Below are 19,729 nucleotides of genomic sequence, written 5' to 3' on the forward strand. Positions count from 1 at the left end.
GCGGTGTCCGCGCCCAGCCTCCCGGGGAGTCATGAAGCAGCGATGTACGTCACGAGGTCGTGGTGGGCGTCAGGAGGCGGTGGGCGTCCAGCCGCCGAGCCAGCCGGCGATCGACTGCCCCGCGGCCTGCGCGTCCGTCAACTGCGATCGCTCACCGCTCGCTGCGCCCGCGCCGGCACCGGTGTTCCCCTTCGCCGCGGGGGTCCACTACCTCGTAGAGGGATCAACGTGGCGCTGCCCCCGTCGGACTCACTCACGTTCATCAGGGGTGTTCTGGAAGGGCACCGGTCATGAAGCACACCCCCGATCTCAGCAGCGCTGCCTGGCGCAAGTCGAGCTGATGCGTTCGGCGGCGTCTCGTTCGAGTGAGACGGGCTGGCGGTCGATAATGGTGGGGCTATGGTGATTCCATGGCAGAGCATACGACCATCCAGGTGACCAAGGAGGTCCGCGACCACCTGGCTCAGGTTGCCAAGGACCGCGGTGTGACCCTCGGGCAGCTCGTCGAGCAACTCGCGGCCGAGCAGCCAACCGCTGAGCAGATCGCCGAACGCGTGGCGGCCACGCGCAAAGTCCTGCGGGAGCGCATGGGCTGCAGGCTTACCGACGAGGAGTTCGATAACGGGCCGGACGTGCTGGCCAATGTGTACGCAATGGCGGCGGAGAAGGCCCACGCCCTCCGAGGGCACGCTGCGTGATCATCCTCGACACCAGCGCGGCTACGGCGCTCACCCAGGGGCACGTTGCGCTGCACCGCTTGGTGGACAACGTTGCGCACACGCCTGGCGACTGGCTCCATGTCCCAGCCCTGTGCCTTATGCGAGCGGAAGAGGCTGACGAAGGAGCCGCGAGCAAGCTGCTCGCGCTGCCGGGGGTCCTCGTCGACCCGCTGGGCCAGACGGCGGCCACCCTGGTCGGAGGGATGGTTCGCGATGGATGGGGTGGCGCGGATACCTGCCATGCCATCTACGTCGCGACGCCGCATCTGGAGACCGGCGGCATGTCCATCATCCTGACGGGCCGGGAGGACGACTACCCGCCAGGATTCCTCGCCATCGATATTGATGCACCAGGAATGCTCGGCTTCTACTGACCCTTGGCCCCGTCCTGACCCAGCTCGGGGGGCGGTGTGGGCGCGCCCGGCAGTCGTAGCGTCGCCACCGTTCCGCCGCCCTGCGCCGGTTGGAGGGACACCTCGCCGCCGGACTGCTGCACGGTCCTGGCCACGATCGACAGGCCCAGGCCCGAGCCCGGCAGTGCGCGGGCGGAGGGGGAGCGCCAGAAGCGGTCGAAGACGTGCGGGAGTTCCTCGGAGGGGATGCCGGGGCCGTGGTCGCGGACGGTCAGTTCGCCGGCCTTGAGGATGACGTCGATGGCCTCCCCCTCGGGGCTGAACTTCACCGCGTTGTCGAGGATGTTCACGATCGCCCGCTCCAGCGCGGACGGCTCCGCCCGTACGAACCAGGGCTGGAGGTCCGCCGTGATCGTCAGCTCGGGGCCGCGCAGGCGGGCGCGATGGAGGGCCGCCTCGACCGTTTCCTGGAGGTCGACCACCTGGATGCGGTCGCCCGACTGGCCCGCGTCCGAACGCGACAGCGTCTGCAGGTCGCCGATCAGCGCCGCCAGCTCCGTCATCTGCGCCTTCACCGACGACAGCAGCGCCTTGCGGTCCGCCGGGGGGATCGGGCGGCCCGTCTCCTCGCTGCGGGTGAGGAGTTCTATGTTCGTACGCAGCGACGTGAGCGGCGTACGGAGCTCGTGGCCCGCGTCGGCGATCAGCTGCTGTTGCAGCTCGCGGGAGTTGGCCAGTGCGGACGTCATCGAGTTGAAGGAGCGGGAGAGCCGGGCGACCTCGTCCTCGCTGTCGTCCTCGACGGGGATACGGATGGAGAGGTCCTCCGTGCGCGCCACGTGCTCCACGGCCTCGGTGAGCTTGTCGACCGGGCGCAGGCCCGCGCGAGCGACCGCCAGGCCGGCGGCTCCGGCGCCGACGACTCCGATGCCCGAGACGAGGAGGAGGACGAGAGAAAGGTCGTTGAGGGTGGCCTCGGTGCTCTTCAGAGGTACGGCGACGACAAAGGCCATTTTTTCGTACAACACGCGGGTGCTGGGCATGGTGTTGGGAACACCGTTGGCGACGAGCGCCGTCGTCATCACTCGTACGTCGTTGCCGTCACTGTCGGTGCCGTTCCGGATCGTGACGGCGCCGAGCTTCGCGTTCTTGGCCAGTTCTTTGTCGCTGTCGGCAACCTTCACTATGCCCCGAGAGCCCTCGAAGGCGCAGATGGTGCCGTCTGCCTGGACCACCTGAGCGTACGAATCGGACTGTCCGCGGTAGTCATTGCTGCTGGCCTTCGGGGCCCGGCCGCAGTTGTTGAGGGCGTTCTCGACCACGGGGTACGGCAGGGATTTTCGCTGAGACCCGAGAGACTCGTCGACCTGTTCGTACAGTTTCCTCTCCACGATGAACCAGCACGTCACCGAGACCGCCGCCACCGCGAACGCCACCGCCGCCGCCACCAGCAGCGCCAAGCGTGACCGGATCGGCAGTGACCGGAACCGGCGCAGAACCCTCATCACTCGGCGCCGCCCGACCGCAGGACGTACCCCACACCCCGCACCGTGTGCACGAGGCGCGGCTCGCCGCCCGCCTCGGTCTTGCGGCGCAGGTACATGACGTAGACGTCGAGGGAGTTGGAGGAGGGCTCGAAGTCGAAGCCCCAGACCGCCTTGAGGATCTGCTCGCGGGTGAGGACCTGGCGCGGGTGGGCCAGGAACATCTCCAGCAAGGTGAACTCGGTGCGGGTCAGTTCGACCGCCCGGCCCCCGCGCGTGACCTCGCGCGTCGCGAGGTCCATCCGCAGGTCGCCGAAGGTCAGCGCGTCGTCGTCCGGGCTGCCGACCGTCGCGGCCGCGTAGGAACTGCGTCGCAGCAGGGCCCGGACCCGGGCGAACAGCTCGTCCAGCTCGAACGGCTTGACCAGGTAGTCGTCCGCGCCCGCGTCGAGGCCGGTCACACGGTCGCCCACGGTGTCGCGGGCCGTCAGCATGAGGATGGGGGTCGTCGTGCCCGCCCCGCGCATCCGGCGGGCGGCCGTCAGACCGTCCATCCGGGGCATCTGGATGTCCAGGACGACCAGGTCGGGCTGGTACGCGGTCGCCTTCTCCAGCGCGTCCGCTCCGTCGACCGCGACCTGGGTGTCGTATCCCTCGAAGGCGAGGCTGCGCTGAAGTGCTTCGCGCACGGCCGGCTCGTCGTCGACGATCAGGATGCGCTGGGTTTCACGGTCGCCTTCGGCGGGGCTCATGGGCGTGGGTTCCTAGGGGTGCGGTGGGACGGGGCCGGACGCTTTCAGCCTCGCACGTTCCGGCCGGGGCAGAAAGGATCAGCGGAGATCGGCGGGTATCGGTCGGAATCGGAGGAGATCAGCGGCGATCGGAGGGGATCGGCAGCGATCGGAGGGGGTCGGCGGAGATCGGTCGGGATCCGCTGGTCACGGTCGGGATCGGTCGGGATCGGCCGGGATCGGTTCGTCGGCTCAGGCTCGCAGCCCGCTCAGCCCGCCCGGCCCGTTCAGCCCGTTCAGCCCGCTCAGCCCGCCCGGCCCGCTCAGCCCGCCCGGCCCGCTCAGCCCGCCCGGCCCGTTCAGCCTGCTCAGCCCGCCCGGCCAGTTCAGCCTCCCTCGGCCTGCCCGCTCGGCCCGCTCGGCCTGCCCGCTCGGCCTCCTCGGCCCGCTCAGGCAACGCAGAGCGCTCGGCGGCTCAGACCCCCAGCGTGCTCAGCTGGCTCAGGCGGCTCAGGCGGCTCAGCGGGACCTTGCGGCGGTGCGGGTGATCGGCGGAGAGGTGCAGGCCCATCATCTGCGGCTGCGGGACCGTCACCTCCGGAGCCCGGGGCACCGGCCGGTGCAGTTCACGAGCCACGGAGAGGGCCAGGTCGAGGCCGGCGGGGTCGGTGCCTTCGATGTCGTGGGAGACGCGAGTGATCATTTCAACCTCCGAGAAGGACTTGGCCGAGAAGGACTCAGCTGTCGGAACCGCCGGCCCGCAGGCTGGCGAGGTCCGACTTGACGGTGTTGATCGGGATGGCGAAACCGAGGCCGACGCTGCCCGCGCTCGACGAGCTGGACGAGGAGTCGGCGGCCGAGTACATCGCGGAGTTGATGCCGACGATGTTGCCGTTCATGTCGATGAGGGCGCCGCCGGAGTTGCCGGGGTTCAAGGACGCGTCGGTCTGGATGGCCTTGTACGTGGTCGTCGAGGAACCGGTGTCGCCGTTGAACTGCCGGCCGCCGAAGGAGAACGGCCACTGGCCGCTGCCGCCGCCCTGCTGCTGTTGCTGGCCCTGGCTCTCGTCCGTGGAGACGGTGACGTCACGGTTGAGCGCCGAGACGATGCCGCTGGTGACGGTGCCGGTCAGCCCTTCGGGGGAGCCGATCGCGACGACGTCGTCGCCGACCTGGACGCCGTCGGAGTTGCCGAGCGTGGCGACCTTCAGGCCGGAGGGCGCGTTCTCGAACTTGATGAGCGCGAGGTCCTTCTTGCTGTCGGTGCCGACCACCTTCGCGGTGTACGACTTGCCGCTGCTCAGCTGCACCTTGATCTCGGAGGCGCCCGAGATGACGTGGTTGTTGGTGACGATCTCGCCGCTGGACGAGATGATCACACCCGAGCCGGTGGACGAACCCGCGTTCGAGGTCGCGCTGACCTCGACGATACTCGGGCTGACCGCCTGGGCGACACCGGCGACGGTGCCCTTCTTGGCGGCGGGCACCACGGTGGTGCTGGTGCTGCTCGAGGCGGTGTCCTTGCCGGTCAGCTCCTGTATGCCGTACGCGGTGCCGCCTCCGATGGCGGCCGCGACTATCGCCACGGCGGCCAGCAGGCCGATCGTGCCCTTCGCGCGCTTCTTCGGCGCGGGGGCGGCCGGGACCGGCTGCGCCTGGAGTACCGCGGTGGAGGAGACGGCGTCCGGCTCGGGGTAACCGGCGTAGGCGCCGCCTGTGCCGTAACCGCCCGCACCACCGTCGCCACCCTGACCGGAGCCCGGCCACACGGTGGTACCCGGGTCGACGGCGACCGGAGCGACCGGCTCGTACGCCGGCGGCGGAGGCCACTCGGGGTTCACGGGAGAGGAAGAGACGGGCTGCTGCTGGGGGTACGCCGCCCGCATGGGGTCGGTCGCCTGGTGGTCGTCGCCCTGGGGGTACTCGCCGCTGCGGCGGAAGCTCTCGGTCATGGAAAAAGCTTGTCCCCCGATCATGAGAGCTCCCTGAGTGGCCGCTGAGAAGCCCGACAGAACCTCGTATGCCCGATATAAAGGCGCCCGAGCCCGCTGAAATCCGGGAAACAGCGGGTTGCGTGGGGGTGATGTCACGGAAGGCGACGGACGAATACTTGTCTGGCTGCTGTGTAGTACATGTGTTCTGGGGCGGATGAGGCCTACGATCTCCGCGCCGGAGGGGGGCTCCGCGGTGTGCCTGAATCGATGCGGGTGGTTGCCGGCCATGGCCAGTGACCGCTGCAGTCGATCGGGCCGGTGCGTCGTACGCCCTTCTCGGGCCTCCTACGTCATGGAATCCACACGCACCCACACCAGGAGCCCTGAGTGATACGTGCCCTGCGCGACCGCTGGAGACGCCCCGCCACGGCGTTGCCCACGGCCGCTCTCGCGCTGGCGCTGACCTGCGCCGGCGCCTTCGCGGCGCAGCCCGCCACTGCGGCGGACGGACCTTCGCTGCCGAAGGCGAACCAGTCCCAGCCCGCGAAGCCGACCGTCTCCGACAAGGAGCTGCGCGGCCGGGTCGCCGCCGCCGTCAAGGACCTGGCGACCCCGGACACGACCCCCAAGAAGACACCCTTCATCATCGGCGGCACCGAGACGACGATCTCCTCCGCGCCGTGGATGGTCCAGCTCTCCTACTACGACAGCACGGCCGGCGTCGGCTACTTCTGCGGCGGCACCCTCGTCGCCCCGAACAAGGTCCTGACGGCGGCCCACTGCGTCGCGGGCCTGGACTGGGTGAAGAACGGCGCGGTGGTGGCCGGTGCCACCGGACTGCTGGACGACACCAGCGGCACGGTCGCGGGCGTCTACCGCCAGTGGAACCACTCGCACTACAACTCCACGACCGTCCAGAACGACATCGCGGTCCTCACGCTCGACCGCCCGCTGGACCAGCAGTGGCAGCGGCTGGTGGCCGCCGGTGACAGCGCCTCCTACAAGGCCGGCAACTCCGCCACCGTCTACGGCTGGGGCCTGACCTCCGGCGCCGACGACGCCGACCTGTCGGCGAACCTGCGCAAGGTGACCCTGCCGCTGGTCGCCGACTCCACCTGCAACTCCGCGATGCAGTCGGTCCTCGGCGAGGACGACTTCGTCGAGGGCGCCATGTTCTGCGCGGGCACCCCGGCCACCGGCACCGACGAGGGCACCAAGAGCCCCTGCAACGGTGACTCCGGCGGTCCCGTCATCGTCGGCGGCAAGGTCGTCGGCATCGTCTCGTGGGGCGTCGCGGGCTGCACCGCGAAGGGCGCCTACCCGGTGTTCACCAAGGTGTCCTCGTACACCTGGGCCGCCCAGCCGCGCATCGACGACGCGGACCTGACCTTCGACGGCAAGGCCGACCTGCTGGCGCGCACGCCGTCCGGCGGCGTCTTCGAGCAGGACAGCAAGGGCACCTCGCTCACGGCCCGCGCCTACTGGGGCAACGGCTGGCAGAACATCAGCTGGGGCCTCCAGGCCGACCTGGACCGGGACTTCTTCCAGGACCAGATCATCCGCGACAAGAACGACGGCAAGCTGTACCGCCGCTACCTGAACCACACCTCCGGTGAGTACGACTGGATGCAGATCAGCACGGTGTGGGGCGGCTACAAGTCGTACGCCATCCCCGGCGACATGACGGGCGACGCCCGCCCCGACCTGGTCGCGGTGGACGCCGACGGCTCGGTCTACCTCTACCCGGGCAAGGGCAACGGTCAGTTCTACGGCAAGGTCAAGGTCGTCGACAGGGCCTGGAAGAACGTGAAGATCTTCGGCCACGGCGACCTGTCCGGCGACGGCAGGGCCGACCTGCTGGTCCGCAACAGCTCCGGCGTCCTGTACCTCTACCGGGGCACGCAGGTCGAGAAGACCCCGTTCGCGGCGCGGATCCAGGCGCGTACGGGCTTCACCTTCACCTCGTACGTCACCAACGGCGACGTCACGGGCGACGGCATCGCGGACCTCATCACCCGCGACTCCGCCGGCAAGCTCTGGCTCTACCCCGGCACCAACAAGGCCTCCAGCAGCCTCTTCGGCTCACGGATCGGTCTGGGCAGCGGCTTCAACCAGTACAACCTGCTGTTCTAGCGCATGACCAAGAAGCGCCGGCCCTGCGAATCCGCAGGGCCGGCGCTTCTTGTCTTTTGGCTACTCACAACCGCTGGCTACTCACAACCGCAAGAACGCCGGACGACCAACCGCGACGGAAACACCTTCAACCGCTCGCGCCGCGACCCCGCGACCCGCAACCCGTCATCCAGTACGAGATCCACCGCGGCCCGCGCCATCGCCGACCGGTCGGAGGCGATCGTCGTCATCGGCGGATCCGTCAGCGCGGCTTCCTTGACGTCGTCGAAACCGGCCACGGCCAGCTGCCCCGGAACGTCGATGCGCAGCTCACGCGCGGCGCGCAGCACGCCGATCGCCTGGTCGTCGGTGGAGCAGAATATGGCGGGCGGGCGGTCGGGACCGCCGAGCAGCTGGAGGCCGACCTGATAGGCGTCGTAGCGGTTGTACGGCGCTTCGAAGAGGCGCCCCTCGGTGGAGATCCCGGCCTCCTGCATCGCGCGCCGCCAGCCCTCGACATGGTCGGAGACCGGGTCGCCGACGGTGGGGGTCTCCGCGATGCCGCCGAGACAGGCCACATATTCGTAGCCGTGTTCGAGGAGGTGGCGGGTGGCGAGCTGGGCGCCGCCGACGTCGTCCGTGACGACGGCGACGTCGTCGATGGCCTCGGGGCGCTCGTGCAGCAGCACCACGCGGGCGTCCCACGCGTCGATCTCCGCGGCAGCGTTGTCATTGAGCGCGTGGCTGACGAGGATCAGCCCGGAGACCCGCATACCGAGGAAGGCGCGCAGGTAGTGGACCTCGCGCTCGGCGATGTAGTCGGAGTTGCCGACGAGCACCATCTTCCCGCGCTCGGCGGCGGCCTGCTCGACCGCGTGCGCCATCTCCCCGAAGAAGGGCTGGCGCGCGTCCGGCACGATCAGGCCTATGAGCTCGGTCCGCCGCGACGCCATGGCCTGGGCGACCCGGTCGGGCCGGTACCCCAGTTCCTTGATCGCGGCGAGAACGCGCTCGCGCGTGGCCGGGGCAACCGGCCTCGGTCCGTTGTTGATGACATAGCTGACAACGGCAGTGGACGTACCCGCCAGTCGCGCTACATCGTCCCTCGTCACCTTGGCCACGCGCGGAGTCTACGCGGATGGACCCGCCGCTGGGCAGGGCGTACGGAGGCTTGCTGCGCCTCCGTTACCGCCTACTGCGCCTCCGCCGCCGCCTCGACCGTCTCGACGGCGTCCAGGTGCGCCGTCTCGTCCGCATCCTCCGGCTTTGGCTGGGCCGCCCTGGCCCTCGCCTCGTCCGCGGCGCGGTCCGCCTTCTCAGGTGTAACGAATCGATAACCGACGTTCCGGACGGTACCGATCAGCGACTCGTGCTCGGGTCCGAGCTTCGCGCGCAGCCGTCGTACGTGGACGTCGACCGTCCGCGTACCGCCGAAGTAGTCGTAGCCCCAGACCTCCTGAAGCAGCTGGGCGCGCGTGAAGACACGGCCCGGGTGCTGCGCGAGGTATTTGAGGAGCTCGAACTCCTTGAAGGTCAGGTCGAGGACCCGGCCCTTGAGCTTGGCGCTGTACGTCGCCTCGTCGACCGAGAGGTCGCCGTTGCGGATCTCCATCGGGGAGTCGTCGTTGACGATCTGCTGGCGGCCCATGGCCAGCCGCAGCCGCGCCTCGACCTCCGCCGGTCCCGCGGTGTCCAGGAGCACGTCGTCGATGCCCCAGTCGGCGGTGACGGCCGCGAGGCCGCCCTCCGTCACGACGAGGATCAGCGGACAGCCAGGCCCGGTCGAGCGCAGCAGCTGGCACAGACTGCGCACCTGTGGGAGGTCGCGCCGGCCGTCGATCAGGATGACGTCGGCACCGGGGGTGTCGACGAGAGCGGGGCCTTCCGCCGGAGCCACTCGCACGTTGTGCAGGAGCAGGCCGAGAGCGGGAAGCACCTCCGTCGACGGCTGAAGAGCATTGGTCAGGAGCAGCAGAGAACTCATCGCGCCCCACCTGCCTGGGTCGTCCTACGGTCATGCAAGGTTCGCTCGCCCATAACGTCTGGTTCCTCCTCGGTCCCTGCGAGGACGTTTGCGGCACTGCTTCCTACGGTGCGGCTCCCGCGCCCCTGGGAGTCGCCGGACGGCCCACTGGGGGCCGCCACACGTTCTATGCGTTCACCGGCTTCGTACACCTGCGGTTTCCCGCTTCGTATACAACGCTTCAGAAAGCACAAAAGGACCCGGGGGCTACGCTGCCCGAGTCCTCTGCCCAGCAGAATAGCCCACATGAGCTCAGGTCCGGCAGGTCAAGCGACGGGATCTTCCGATCGTCCACCCCTTGAGACGCCCCCGCGCACCCCTTTGCGGAGGTTTCTGCACACGGTCGACGGGGTGACGATCGATGCGGCGTACGACCCTGGAACGCGGCCTTCTGGTGACTCGGCCACTGGTTTGAACGACGTGGTCATTGTCGTCGCGCACGGCTTCACGGGCGATCTGGACCGTCCGCACGTGCGCCACGCCGCGGCCGTTCTCGCCCGGCACGCGGCGGTGGTCACCTTCTCCTTCCGTGGTCACGGCGCCTCCGGCGGCAGCTCCACGGTCGGTGACCGCGAGGTCCACGATCTGGCCGCCGCGGTGGCCTGGGCCCGCGAACTCGGGCACACGCGTGTGGCCACCGTCGGCTTCTCGATGGGTGGTTCGGTGGTGCTGCGGCACGCGGCGCTGCATGGTGGCCCGGACGGTGGCTCGGCCCGGGGCGCGGAGATGGAGCACGAGGGGCGCACCGAGGCGCGTACGGACGCCGTGGTTTCGGTGAGCGCACCCGCCCGTTGGTACTACCGGGGTACGGCCCCTATGCGGCGCCTGCACTGGCTGGTAACCCGGCCGGTGGGCCGCGCGGTCGGCCGATACGGCCTGCGCACCCGGATCCACCACCGTGACTGGGACCCGGTGCCGAGCTCCCCGGTCGAGTCGGTCCCGCTCATCGCGCCCACTCCGCTGCTGATCGTCCACGGCGACCAGGACGGCTACTTCCCGGTCGACCACCCCCAGATGCTCGCCGCCGCCTCCGGCGGCCACGCCGAGCTGTGGATCGAGCACGGTATGGGCCACGCCGAGCACGCGGCGGACGACGAGCTGCTCGGCCGTATCGGGGCATGGGCCGTCGCGGCGGCGGGCTAGCCTGACCGTGTTCACAGAAACCACTGATGACTGATCCGTGTTCACGGAAAACACCGATTGAGGAACGAGATGGCAAAGGGCACGGTGCGTTACTGGGCCGCCGCCAAGGCCGCGGCGGGCGTCGCGGAGGAGCCGTACGACGCGGGCACGCTCGCCGAGGCGCTCGACGCGGCCCGTGTGCGACACCCCGGCGAACTCGTCCGCGTGCTGCGGCGATGCTCCTTCCTCATCGACGGTGACCCCGTGGGCACTCGCGAACATGAGACGGTACGGCTGGCCGAGGGCGGCACGGTCGAGGTGCTCCCGCCGTTCGCAGGAGGGTGAGCGAGACGATGAGCGACCAGCCGTACGAGGGCCGGTACGAGGGTCCCTACGAGGGGTACGACCCGTATCCACAGCCTCAGCAGCAACAGCAACAGCAGCAGGGACAGGGGCAGCAACAGCCTCAGCAGCAACAGCCGCCGCAGCAGCCCGAGTGGCAGCAGCACACCCAGCAGTGGGAGGGGCAGACCTGGGAGACCCAGGTGCAGCCCTCGATGCCGGCGGCGGACACGACGTATCTGCCGCCGCGGGGCTACCAGGCGTACCCCGAGCCGCAGACGTACGGCACGGTCGGGCAGCCACTGCCGCAGGAGGCGCCGACGCCGACGCCGGCACCGGAGTGGACGCCCGCGTACCAGCCCCCCGTCCAGCAGGCACCCGGCACCGGTACCGGCAGCGCGGTCACCCCTGAGACCGCCTCCGGCTACGGCCCCCCGACCGTCACCGGCAACACCCGCGTCACCGACGCCCAGCGCGCCCGGGCCGAGGGCCGCTCCCCGATCATCGAACCCGGCATCCAGCCCGCCGCGCTCACCGCGGTGCTCGGGCTGCTGCTCTCCGGGACGGCGGCGATCGGGCAGTACGCCCTGGTCGTCCCCCTCGTCCTCCTCCAGGCCGTCACCGCGGCGGGCTGGTTCCGGCTGAACGGGATGTGGCCGGCCCGTCAGGGCATCGCGCTGGCGTTCCTCGGCGCGGTCACCGCGGACGTCGCGCTCCTCGCGGCGGGCCGGGAGAACGCGCCCGCCGCGATCCTCGGCACCCTCGGCGTGTGGGTCCTGCTCACCCTCGTCCTGCAACTGCGCAGCCACGCCGACCCGGACACCCGGATGTACGGCCTGATGGCGACCGTCACCTCGGCGGCGCTCGCGATCATCGCGACGGGGCACCTCGCGGCCGAGCCGGACGCCGTCACGGTGGGCGCCGCCGCGGTCGCCGTCGCGATCCTCGCCCGCGCCCTGCCGCTGCCCACCGCGGCCTCCGTGGTGGTGGCGCTGCTGGCCGCCGCGGGTGCCGGTATCGCGGTCGGCGGGATGACGGACCTGGGCAGCAAGGGGGCCTTCCTCGGCCTCGGCGCCGGGGTCTGCGCGCTGATCGGCCACCGGGTCGCCAGCTACGACTACCCGTCCCGCTTCGTCCACTTCACCGCGGGCGTGGCCCTGCCGCTGGCCGCCGCGGCCCCCGCGGTGTACCTGCTGGGCCGCGCGCTCGGCTAGGGCCTGTCGTTTGGATCAGGTCGTTTCAGGCGACCGGGCTTGATCAGTGCCGGTGAGCGAGGTCTGGTGCGTGCAGCTGCAAGGCGGAGGAGGGAGTCATGGCGGAGCCATGGCGACCGACGACAACGCCGCAGATGTGCGTGCCAGACCGCGCGGCCCAGGCCTGATCCAAACGACAGGCCCTAGGAACCGGTCCGGTGGCTGTTCGTCACAGGTGATCTACAACTACTTCGGAGGGCCCCCGTCGCGGGGCCCTTCGGGGTTAGGTTCGCGAGGGAGGGCCACTCGGTCGTCCGGATCCGTTCGAGGTGGGGGAACACCGCGCATGCGTGCACTGCGAATAGTCCTGATCGTCACCGTCATCCTGGGCGGCCTGTTCGTGATCGCGGACCGGGTGGCGGTCGGTTTCGCGGAGAACAAGGCTGCGGACCGGATCAAGAGCACCGAGGGCCTGGCGAGCACGCCGGACGTGTCCATCGAGGGCTTCCCCTTCCTCACCCAGGTCGTCGGTGGCGAACTCGACGACGTGAAGATCGGCATCAAGGACTACGAGGCGTCGACGAGCGGCGCGGGCAGTGCCGGCGGCGCCGGCACCATCCGTATCGACGACCTGAACGCCGAGATGCACGGCGTCGCCTTCAACGGCGACTACAGCTCCGCCACCGCCAGCAGCGCCACCGGCTCCGCGTCCATCGGGTACGCCGAGCTGCTCAAGACCGCCAAGTCCCAGCCCACGCAGGTCGGTCCCGGGGTCACCGCCCGGGTCGTCGGCCTCTCCGACGGCGGCAACGGCAAGATCAAGGTGGCGGTCGAGATCAGCATCGGCGGCACCAAGGTGCCCCAGCCGGTCTCCGTGCTCAGCTCGGTCACGGTCGTCGGCGGCAACACGGTCAAGGTGCACGCGGACTCCCTCCCCAAGATGGGCGTCGAGCTCGCCGAGAACCGGGTGCGCGCGATCACCGACTTCGAGCAGAAGATCGGCGAGCTGCCGGGCGGCATCCAGCTCGACACGGTCCAGGCAGCCGCGAACGGCGTGGACGTCTCCGTGAAGGGTTCGAACGTCAAGCTGGTCGGGTAGAAGGGTCAGCGGCTAGAGGCCAGAGGCCAGAGGCCAGAAGGCAGAGAGCAGCGGGCAGAGGCGCGGGAGGGTGCGGCCCGAGAGCTGTCCGAGGGGCGAGACGTGCCCGTCCGTACCGCAGATGTGCGGTCGGCGTGACGACGGATATGGCCGCCCAGAATCCTCACGGGGACCGCTCCGGCGGTGAGGGCGTCCCACATCCCGGACGATCGCATCTCAACATCCGACACACCGGTGACATGCCCGCCTGTCCGTCCCTACGATCGGACCCATGAAGCGACAGGCGGATCTCACGAAGCGGCGGGCAGTAGACCTGTGCCGCGTCGCCGCCATGCTCTGTCGCACCTTCTGAGCGGGACATTCGTCCGTCCGCCCTCCCCTGGCCCCTCTTCGTCAGGGTCCCCGTGCGCGCCGCGCAGCCTCGACAGGCATGACCGCGCACCCTCTGTCTAACGCACCGCCCCGCCGCAACTGCCCCGGAGGAGAAACAGCATGAGCCGCAGCGACGTCCTGGTCGACGCCGACTGGGTCCAGGACCACCTGGACGACGCGAGCGTGGCCATCGTCGAGGTCGACGAGGACACGTCCGCGTACGAGAAGAACCACATCAAGAACGCGATCCGGATCGACTGGACCAAGGACCTCCAGGACCCGGTCCGCCGTGACTTCATCGACCAGGAGGGCTTCGAGAAGCTCCTGTCGGAGAAGGGCATCGCCAACGACACGCTGGTGGTCCTCTACGGCGGCAACAACAACTGGTTCGCGTCCTACGCCTACTGGTACTTCAAGCTGTACGGCCACGAGAACGTCAAGCTCCTCGACGGTGGCCGCAAGAAGTGGGAGCTCGACTCCCGCGACCTGGTCGTCGAGGTGCCCACCCGCGCCACGACCGACTACAAGGCCAAGGCCCAGAACACCGCGATCCGCGCCTTCCGCGACGACGTCGTGGCGGCCATCGGTTCGCAGAACCTGGTCGACGTCCGCTCGCCCGACGAGTTCAGCGGCAAGCTGCTCGCCCCGGCGCACCTTCCGCAGGAGCAGTCGCAGCGTCCGGGCCACGTCCCGAGCGCCCGCAACATCCCGTGGTCGAAGAACGCCAACGACGACGGCACCTTCAAGTCGGACGACGAGCTCAAGGAGCTCTACGTCGAGGAGCAGGTCGACCTCGCCAAGGACACCATCGCGTACTGCCGTATCGGTGAGCGTTCCGCGCTCACCTGGTTCGTGCTGCACGAGCTGCTCGGCGTGGAGAACGTCAAGAACTACGACGGCTCCTGGACCGAGTACGGCAGCCTGGTCGGCGTCCCGATCGAGCTCGGCGCCAACAAGTAACCCTCAAGGCCTGAAGGACGGAATCGAAATATGTGTGGAGCGAAGGCCGGCGGCCCCGACGCCTCGACGATCAAGCCCGGTGAGACCACCATCCAGGGCCAGGTGACCCGCGACGGCGAGCCCGTCACCGGTTACGTGCGCCTGCTGGACTCGACCGGCGAGTTCACGGCGGAGGTCCCCACCTCCGCGACGGGCCAGTTCCGCTTCTACGCGGCCGAGGGCACCTGGACCGTACGCGCCCTGGTCCCCGGTGGCACGGCGGACCGCACGGTCGTCGCCCAGACGGGCGGCCTCGCCGAGGTCGCGATCGCCGTCTGACGGCACTTCTGAGTGGCCGAAGGGCCGCACCCCAGGGTTGGACGCTCGGGGTGCGGCCCTTCGGCATGTACGGGCCTACGCTTGAGGTATGTACGCACGACGGCGACACGTCTACTTCGCCATGATGGGGACGTGCATCGGTCTTTTCGTCCTGGCCTGGGGAGTCGTAAGGATCTGGTCGATTCCCGTGGCCGTGGGGATGTGTGTGGTGGCGATGGTGATTCCGCCGTTCGCCGCGATGGTCGCCAACCGGCGGGGGCCCGAGGACCGCTGGTGGGACGACCCGTCCGGGGATCAGAAGTCCGACGAGTGGTGGGACGAGCTCGATGGCAAGAAGCGCCGCCCGTAGCCGGACGGCAAGAAGTGCCGCCGCCCGTAGGAGGGCGCGCGCAACATCTTCAGCACGCGCAGCACCTTCAGTAGACGAGCGCCTGGGTCTCGTCCGCCATCGCCTCCTGGACGAACACCTGGGCGCCCGCGATGCGTACGCCGTCGATGACGTCCTTCTCCGTGATGTCCCGGCGCGCCGCGCACTGGGTGCACAGGGTGAGCCGGCCCGCGGCCAGGACCGAGTCGATCAGATCGGGCAGCGGCGCCGCGTGCGGCAGCTCGAACTCGGCGGCCCGGCCCGGCAGCGCGAACCACGCGGACTCGCCGGTCAGCCACAGGGAGACCTCGACCCCGCTGGCCACGGCCACCGCCGCGACCGTGAACGCCTGCGAGCAGCGCTCGGGGGCATCGGCCCCCGCCGTCACCTTGATCACGAGCTTCTTCGCCATGGCCGCATGGTAGTCCGGGGGCGTTCGGGGGGAGTCCGAATCGTGATCATGTTCCTTACAACCCCGTGAGATTCCCATGGGTCACCTGTGCGCGCGGATACGGAATCCGCGCGTCGCGTTCCGTGGGGGGATGTCGTGGAAGTCGAAGAGATGGATGAGGAGATCCGCGAGGAGATCCCTGAGCAGAGCCCTGAGCAGAGCCAGGAGGAGATCCAGGAGGAAACGCCTCGCGTACGTCGGCGGGGGCGTACGGCCCTGTTGATCACCACGGCCGCCGTGCTGGGACTCGTCGGGGGCACCTGCGCCGGCTATCTGATCCAGGCCGACCGGGAGCCGACCAAGCTGCCGTCGCTCTCGCAGCCCGTGGTCGCCCAGGCCAAGGGCGCCGGTCCCGAACCCCTGTCCGCCGCGCAGGACCGCCGGGTGAAGACCGAAGGCGACCTGCGCAAGCTGCTGGTCAAGCGGCCGAAGGGGGCGCGGGACGCCGAGTACGTGCCGGGCCACGAGGGCTGGATGGGCATCGCCGACTACGCGGAGGAGTACACCAAGCCGGCCGGCGCCTTCGGCGACCTGGTCAGCGCCGAGTTCCGGCGTGCGGCTGCCACCGGCTGGACGGTGGGCAGCACGTACAGCGTGGAGGTCCGCCTCATCCAGTACCGGCAGGAGGAGAAACTCGGCGCCTCCGACGCCGCCGAGGGGGCCCGCTACTGGGCGAACACGAAGAGCGGCACCCATGTCTGGGCCGTCCCGGGGACGGGCGACGGCATGGCCTACGTCCACACCAGGCCGGACACGAAGCCCGGTTACCTCCCGATGTACGCGGCCGAGGCGCACGCCTGGCGCGGGGACATCGCCATGGAGATCTGGATCTACGACACCAAGCCGATTTCCAAGGCCAAGATCATGGACCTGGCCGAGCGGCAGATGGAGCGGCTGTGACCGACGAGCAACCGATGAGCGAGCAGCCGGTCCAGGAGCCTGTTCAGGAGCCCGCGCCCGAATCCGTCGCGCCCGAATCCATCGCCCCCGTCAAGAAGCCCAAGAAGCCCAAGAAACCCAGGAAACCCCTCCGCCGGGGGCGCGTCGCCGCAGTCGCCGGTTCCGTGCTCCTCGTCGCGGCCGTCCTCGGCGGTGCCGGCTACACCGTCGTGACCGTCCAGGACGCCGACCGGGCCCCCGGCGCGCCCTCCTGGACCTTCCCGGTTCCCGTCCCCAACGACGCCAAGACGGCGAAGACCGCCTCGGGACTCGCCGCAATGCTCGTGCCGTACGGCACCGAGGGCTGGAGCCGGGGCCCGGACATCGGCGAGTTCGGCTCCGACACCTCGCTCAGCGGGCCCGAGGCCACCGCTCTGCGCAAGGAGGCGCTGCGCGACCTGCCGCGTTCCCAGCGGCGGGAGCTGGAGAAGCGCATCGACAAGCAGCACACCAAGGGCATCGCCATGCGCAGCTACCTCAGCACCTCCAGCGGGTTCAACTCCACGCTGTATGCCGACAGCGGCTTCACCATGAGCGTCGAGCTGGCCCAGATCGAGGACAAGGCGGCGGTGAAGGGCATGTCGACGTTCCAGAACGAGTTCTTCGCCGCCCTCAAGATCTTCCGCAAGGGGCCCGAGATCAAGGGCTACAAGAACGCCAAGTGCTTCCTGCCGCCCAAGGACAAGGACGAGAAGCTCGACATGATGGTCTGCTCCGCCTACCAGGGTGACGTGCTGGTCAGCGCGACCGCCCACGGGGCCAAGCCGTTGGACACCAAGGGTGTCGCGATGCTGCTGCGCGAGCAGCTCGACCGCATCGCCGAGCCGGGGGAGGCGGCATGACCGAGCAGACGAGCTCCGTCGAGGACGCGGCGGCGACGCCGGTCGAGGACGCGACGCCGACACCCGTCGAGGACGGGACCACGACTCCGGTCGAGGCGCCTGCCGCGCTGCCACCCGCGCCCGAGGAGGCGCCGGCGGTCGCCGCCCCCGAGGCCGTGCCCACGGCTGTCGACCCGGAGGTGCCGTCCACGGCCGTCGGGGCCGAGGTGCCCCCGGCCCCGGTGCGCAAGGACCGCCGGGTGCTGCGGGCCCTGCTGCGCTGGACCGCCGCCACCGTGGTCTTCGCGGCGGTCGGCACGTCGGTCGCGTACGGCATCACCCGCATGGACCGCACCGACGTACCCGGCCTGGCGACGGAGTCGGACGGGCGCTGGGACTACCCGACGATCACCCGGCCGCCGCTGCCCTCCGGCAGCCCGCGCCCGCTCGCCGAGTCGAACAGGACCGGTACCCACTACGCCGACCTGCGGCGGCTCGTGCTGCCGGCCCCGAAGGGCGCACACGCCGACGCGGCGCTGCGCGGGACGGACGGCTGGCTGGCGACGAAGACGTTCCTGGCGGAGTACGCCACGCGGGACGACCGGGAGACGGTCGGGCAGCAGTTGACCGACAACGGTCTGCGGCACATCGCGGCGCGCGGCTGGACGACGCCGGACGGTACGCACACGCGGATCTACCTGTTGCAGTTCGACTCGGTCGTCGTCGCGGACGAGGTGAACTCGCCCGGGCTGACCAGCTACAACATGCCGAACTACGCGCTGCGCGGCGCCGAGCGGACGATGGCCGACGACCGGTTCCCGGACCGCGCCGCGGTCGACGACGTGGTCCGTCACGCGTACGACGAGATCAAGCCGTACGGCGCCGAGCAGGTCCGCCAGGCGTACCTCTCGGCCGGGGACACCCTCGCCCTGATCGTGCAGTCCCGCAAGGGCACCGCGAAGGCGGTCCCGTTCCAGCAGACGGTGGTCCTCCAGAGCCAGCTGCTCGGCTGAACACGCCTGGGCGTACCCCGCGGAGAATCGCCCAGGAGTACCTCGCAGAGAGCCCCGAGCCCCGGCCCACTAAGCTGGGGCTCGGCTCTTGTACCGCCCACCCCGCTCATCCGAGGAGCACCCCGTGGAGATCTTCTTCGAAACCCTGCTGGTCCTGGTCTGCGTCGGCGTGCTCGCCTTCGCCGGGCTGACCGTGAAGAAGCTGTACCAGGGCCAGCGCTGACCCCCATCGAGGAACTGCCGAGCTCATGATCGAGATCCCGTCCGACCTGCACAAGGACCTGCTACCTATTGCCTTCCTGCTCGGCAACTGGGCCGGTGCGGGCGTGCACGACTTCCCCGGCTCCGAGAAGTGCAACTTCGGGCAGGAGGTCACCTTCACCCACGACGGGCGTGACTTCCTGGAGTACCACTCGCACACCTGGGTGCTCGACGCCGACGGGAACAAGGTCCGGCCGCTGGAGAGCGAGTCCGGCTTCTGGCGCGTCGACTCCGACCGCAAGGTCGAGGTCGTCATGACCCGCGACGACGGTGTCGTCGAGATCTGGTACGGCGACCTGGCCGCCAAGACGCCGCAGATCGACCTGGTCACCGACGCCGTGGCACGGACGGCGGCCTCGGGTCCCTACACCGGCGGCAAGCGCCTCTACGGCTATGTGAAGAGCGACCTCATGTGGGTCGGTGAGAAGCAGACCCCCGAGGTCGAGCTGCGCCCCTACATGTCGGCGCACCTGAAGAAGGTCGTCACTCCGGAGGACGTCGAGCGCTGGGCCAAGGCTCTCCCGGACGACATGCCGGACGACGGAATCGCGTTCTTCAAGTAGTCGGGCAGCAGTTCGGAAGCCGGTCGGGCAGCAGTTCGGAAGTGGTCCGGCCGGTTCGGCGGTTCTCCTCAGGTCGTCACATCCCGGAATGGTCCTAGACTTCCTGTGTGGTGAGCACCGACTGGAAGAGCGACCTGAGGCAGCGCGGCTACCGGCTGACGCCGCAGCGCCAGCTTGTCCTCGAAGCCGTGGACACCCTGGAGCACGCGACCCCCGACGACATCCTCATCGAGGTGAGGAAGACGGCGTCGGGGGTCAACATTTCCACCGTCTACCGGACCCTGGAGCTCCTGGAGGAGCTCGGTCTGGTCAGTCACGCCCACCTCGGGCACGGCGCGCCGACCTACCATCTCGCCGACCGGCACCACCACATCCACCTCGTCTGCCGGGATTGCACGAACGTCATCGAGGCCGATGTCGAGGTGGCGGCCGAGTTCCGGGCCAAGCTGCGCGAGACCTTTGGCTTCGAGACGGACATGAAGCACTTCGCGATCTTCGGCCGGTGCAAGGACTGTTCTCTCAAGAGTTCAACTACCAAGTCGTAGGCTAGGT

The 19,729-nt window shown here is 69.6% G+C and carries 23 protein-coding genes; 16 read left to right on the forward strand and 7 right to left on the reverse strand.

The features are described 5' to 3' along the window. Positions 1-410 precede the first annotated feature (410 nt). Complete coding sequence (locus AQJ27_RS22220; protein ID WP_067371487.1) at positions 411-698, forward strand: hypothetical protein; 288 nt, start codon at positions 411-413, stop codon at positions 696-698. After that, complete coding sequence (locus tag AQJ27_RS22225) at positions 695-1,093, forward strand: hypothetical protein (protein ID WP_067371489.1); 399 nt, start codon at positions 695-697, stop codon at positions 1,091-1,093. The genes AQJ27_RS22220 and AQJ27_RS22225 overlap by 4 nt, the downstream gene beginning before the upstream one ends. Here the strand turns inward: AQJ27_RS22225 and AQJ27_RS22230 are convergent. From AQJ27_RS22230 to AQJ27_RS22245, 4 genes are all read right to left on the reverse strand, one after another. Further along, positions 1,087-2,580: a sensor histidine kinase gene (locus AQJ27_RS22230; RefSeq protein WP_067371491.1), complete on the reverse strand. Its 1,494-nt coding sequence runs from the start codon at positions 2,578-2,580 to the stop codon at positions 1,087-1,089. The genes AQJ27_RS22225 and AQJ27_RS22230 overlap by 7 nt on opposite strands. Then, on the reverse strand, positions 2,577-3,308 hold the full coding sequence (locus AQJ27_RS22235) for a response regulator transcription factor (protein ID WP_067371493.1): 732 nt from the start codon (positions 3,306-3,308) through the stop codon (positions 2,577-2,579). The genes AQJ27_RS22230 and AQJ27_RS22235 overlap by 4 nt, the downstream gene beginning before the upstream one ends. A 454-nt stretch (positions 3,309-3,762) precedes the next feature. Next, a complete protein-coding gene (locus tag AQJ27_RS22240; RefSeq protein WP_067371495.1) occupies positions 3,763-3,990 on the reverse strand; it encodes a hypothetical protein in 228 nt (75 codons plus the stop codon). A 34-nt stretch (positions 3,991-4,024) separates the two neighbouring features. After that, a complete protein-coding gene (locus AQJ27_RS22245; protein WP_067371497.1) occupies positions 4,025-5,239 on the reverse strand; it encodes a S1C family serine protease in 1,215 nt (404 codons plus the stop codon). A gap of 369 nt (positions 5,240-5,608) precedes the next feature. Between AQJ27_RS22245 and AQJ27_RS22250 the strand changes: the two genes are divergently transcribed. Continuing rightward, positions 5,609-7,354, forward strand: a complete 1,746-nt coding sequence (locus tag AQJ27_RS22250; protein ID WP_067371499.1) for a trypsin-like serine protease — start codon at positions 5,609-5,611, stop codon at positions 7,352-7,354. A gap of 77 nt (positions 7,355-7,431) precedes the next feature. On the opposite strand, the gene AQJ27_RS22255 is transcribed toward AQJ27_RS22250, so the two are convergent. Together AQJ27_RS22255 and AQJ27_RS22260 are read right to left on the reverse strand one after the other, a co-directional pair. Beyond that, the gene (locus AQJ27_RS22255) at positions 7,432-8,454 is read right to left on the reverse strand and encodes a LacI family DNA-binding transcriptional regulator (protein ID WP_067371501.1); all 1,023 of its coding nucleotides are present in this window, start codon (positions 8,452-8,454) and stop codon (positions 7,432-7,434) included. 71 nt (positions 8,455-8,525) lie between these two features. Continuing rightward, the gene (locus tag AQJ27_RS22260) at positions 8,526-9,317 is read right to left on the reverse strand and encodes a response regulator transcription factor (protein WP_067371503.1); all 792 of its coding nucleotides are present in this window, start codon (positions 9,315-9,317) and stop codon (positions 8,526-8,528) included. Between the two features lie 285 nt (positions 9,318-9,602). Here AQJ27_RS22260 and AQJ27_RS22265 point away from each other — a divergent pair, with 285 nt between their 5' ends. From AQJ27_RS22265 to AQJ27_RS22295, 8 genes are all read left to right on the forward strand, one after another. Next, complete coding sequence (locus tag AQJ27_RS22265; RefSeq protein ID WP_067371505.1) at positions 9,603-10,499, forward strand: alpha/beta hydrolase family protein; 897 nt, start codon at positions 9,603-9,605, stop codon at positions 10,497-10,499. Between the two features lie 69 nt (positions 10,500-10,568). Beyond that, the gene (locus tag AQJ27_RS22270; RefSeq protein WP_054232388.1) at positions 10,569-10,823 is read left to right on the forward strand and encodes a MoaD/ThiS family protein; all 255 of its coding nucleotides are present in this window, start codon (positions 10,569-10,571) and stop codon (positions 10,821-10,823) included. Positions 10,824-10,831: 8 nt separating this feature from the next. Next, positions 10,832-12,034: a hypothetical protein gene (locus tag AQJ27_RS22275; protein WP_067372392.1), complete on the forward strand. Its 1,203-nt coding sequence runs from the start codon at positions 10,832-10,834 to the stop codon at positions 12,032-12,034. Between the two features lie 325 nt (positions 12,035-12,359). Then, on the forward strand, positions 12,360-13,112 hold the full coding sequence (locus AQJ27_RS22280) for an LmeA family phospholipid-binding protein (protein WP_067371507.1): 753 nt from the start codon (positions 12,360-12,362) through the stop codon (positions 13,110-13,112). A gap of 271 nt (positions 13,113-13,383) precedes the next feature. Continuing rightward, the gene (locus AQJ27_RS60835) at positions 13,384-13,464 is read left to right on the forward strand and encodes a putative leader peptide (protein WP_350310325.1); all 81 of its coding nucleotides are present in this window, start codon (positions 13,384-13,386) and stop codon (positions 13,462-13,464) included. Positions 13,465-13,604: 140 nt separating this feature from the next. After that, complete coding sequence (locus tag AQJ27_RS22285) at positions 13,605-14,444, forward strand: sulfurtransferase (protein WP_067371509.1); 840 nt, start codon at positions 13,605-13,607, stop codon at positions 14,442-14,444. A 30-nt stretch (positions 14,445-14,474) separates the two neighbouring features. Beyond that, entirely contained in the window at positions 14,475-14,762 is a 288-nt protein-coding gene (locus AQJ27_RS22290; RefSeq protein ID WP_054232391.1) for a DUF1416 domain-containing protein, read from the forward strand. Between the two features lie 88 nt (positions 14,763-14,850). After that, positions 14,851-15,111: a DUF3099 domain-containing protein gene (locus AQJ27_RS22295; RefSeq protein ID WP_067371511.1), complete on the forward strand. Its 261-nt coding sequence runs from the start codon at positions 14,851-14,853 to the stop codon at positions 15,109-15,111. A gap of 67 nt (positions 15,112-15,178) precedes the next feature. Here AQJ27_RS22295 and AQJ27_RS22300 read toward each other — a convergent pair whose 3' ends face one another. After that, positions 15,179-15,541 carry a DsrE family protein gene (locus AQJ27_RS22300; RefSeq protein WP_054232393.1) on the reverse strand — a complete coding sequence of 121 codons (363 nt, stop codon included), beginning with the start codon at positions 15,539-15,541 and terminating at the stop codon, positions 15,179-15,181. Positions 15,542-15,676: 135 nt separating this feature from the next. Between AQJ27_RS22300 and AQJ27_RS22305 the strand changes: the two genes are divergently transcribed. The 5 genes from AQJ27_RS22305 (at position 15,677) to AQJ27_RS22325 (ending at position 19,722) form a co-directional block, all read left to right on the forward strand. Then, positions 15,677-16,480, forward strand: coding sequence for a hypothetical protein (locus AQJ27_RS22305; protein WP_235613884.1), 804 nt, complete (start codon positions 15,677-15,679; stop codon positions 16,478-16,480). After that, positions 16,477-17,361: a hypothetical protein gene (locus tag AQJ27_RS22310; protein ID WP_235613885.1), complete on the forward strand. Its 885-nt coding sequence runs from the start codon at positions 16,477-16,479 to the stop codon at positions 17,359-17,361. Before AQJ27_RS22305 ends, AQJ27_RS22310 begins: the two co-directional genes overlap by 4 nt. Continuing rightward, the gene (locus AQJ27_RS22315) at positions 17,358-18,353 is read left to right on the forward strand and encodes a hypothetical protein (RefSeq protein WP_235613886.1); all 996 of its coding nucleotides are present in this window, start codon (positions 17,358-17,360) and stop codon (positions 18,351-18,353) included. Before AQJ27_RS22310 ends, AQJ27_RS22315 begins: the two co-directional genes overlap by 4 nt. 248 nt (positions 18,354-18,601) lie before the next feature. Then, positions 18,602-19,177 (forward strand): heme-binding beta-barrel domain-containing protein, encoded by a 576-nt coding sequence (locus tag AQJ27_RS22320; protein WP_067371513.1) that lies wholly within the window; start codon positions 18,602-18,604, stop codon positions 19,175-19,177. Between the two features lie 107 nt (positions 19,178-19,284). Then, positions 19,285-19,722 carry a Fur family transcriptional regulator gene (locus AQJ27_RS22325; protein WP_067371515.1) on the forward strand — a complete coding sequence of 146 codons (438 nt, stop codon included), beginning with the start codon at positions 19,285-19,287 and terminating at the stop codon, positions 19,720-19,722. The last annotated feature ends 7 nt before the right edge of the window (positions 19,723-19,729 follow it).

Source organism: Streptomyces olivochromogenes (genome assembly GCF_001514115.1).
Taxonomy (GTDB): Bacteria; Actinomycetota; Actinomycetes; order Streptomycetales; family Streptomycetaceae; genus Streptomyces; species Streptomyces olivochromogenes.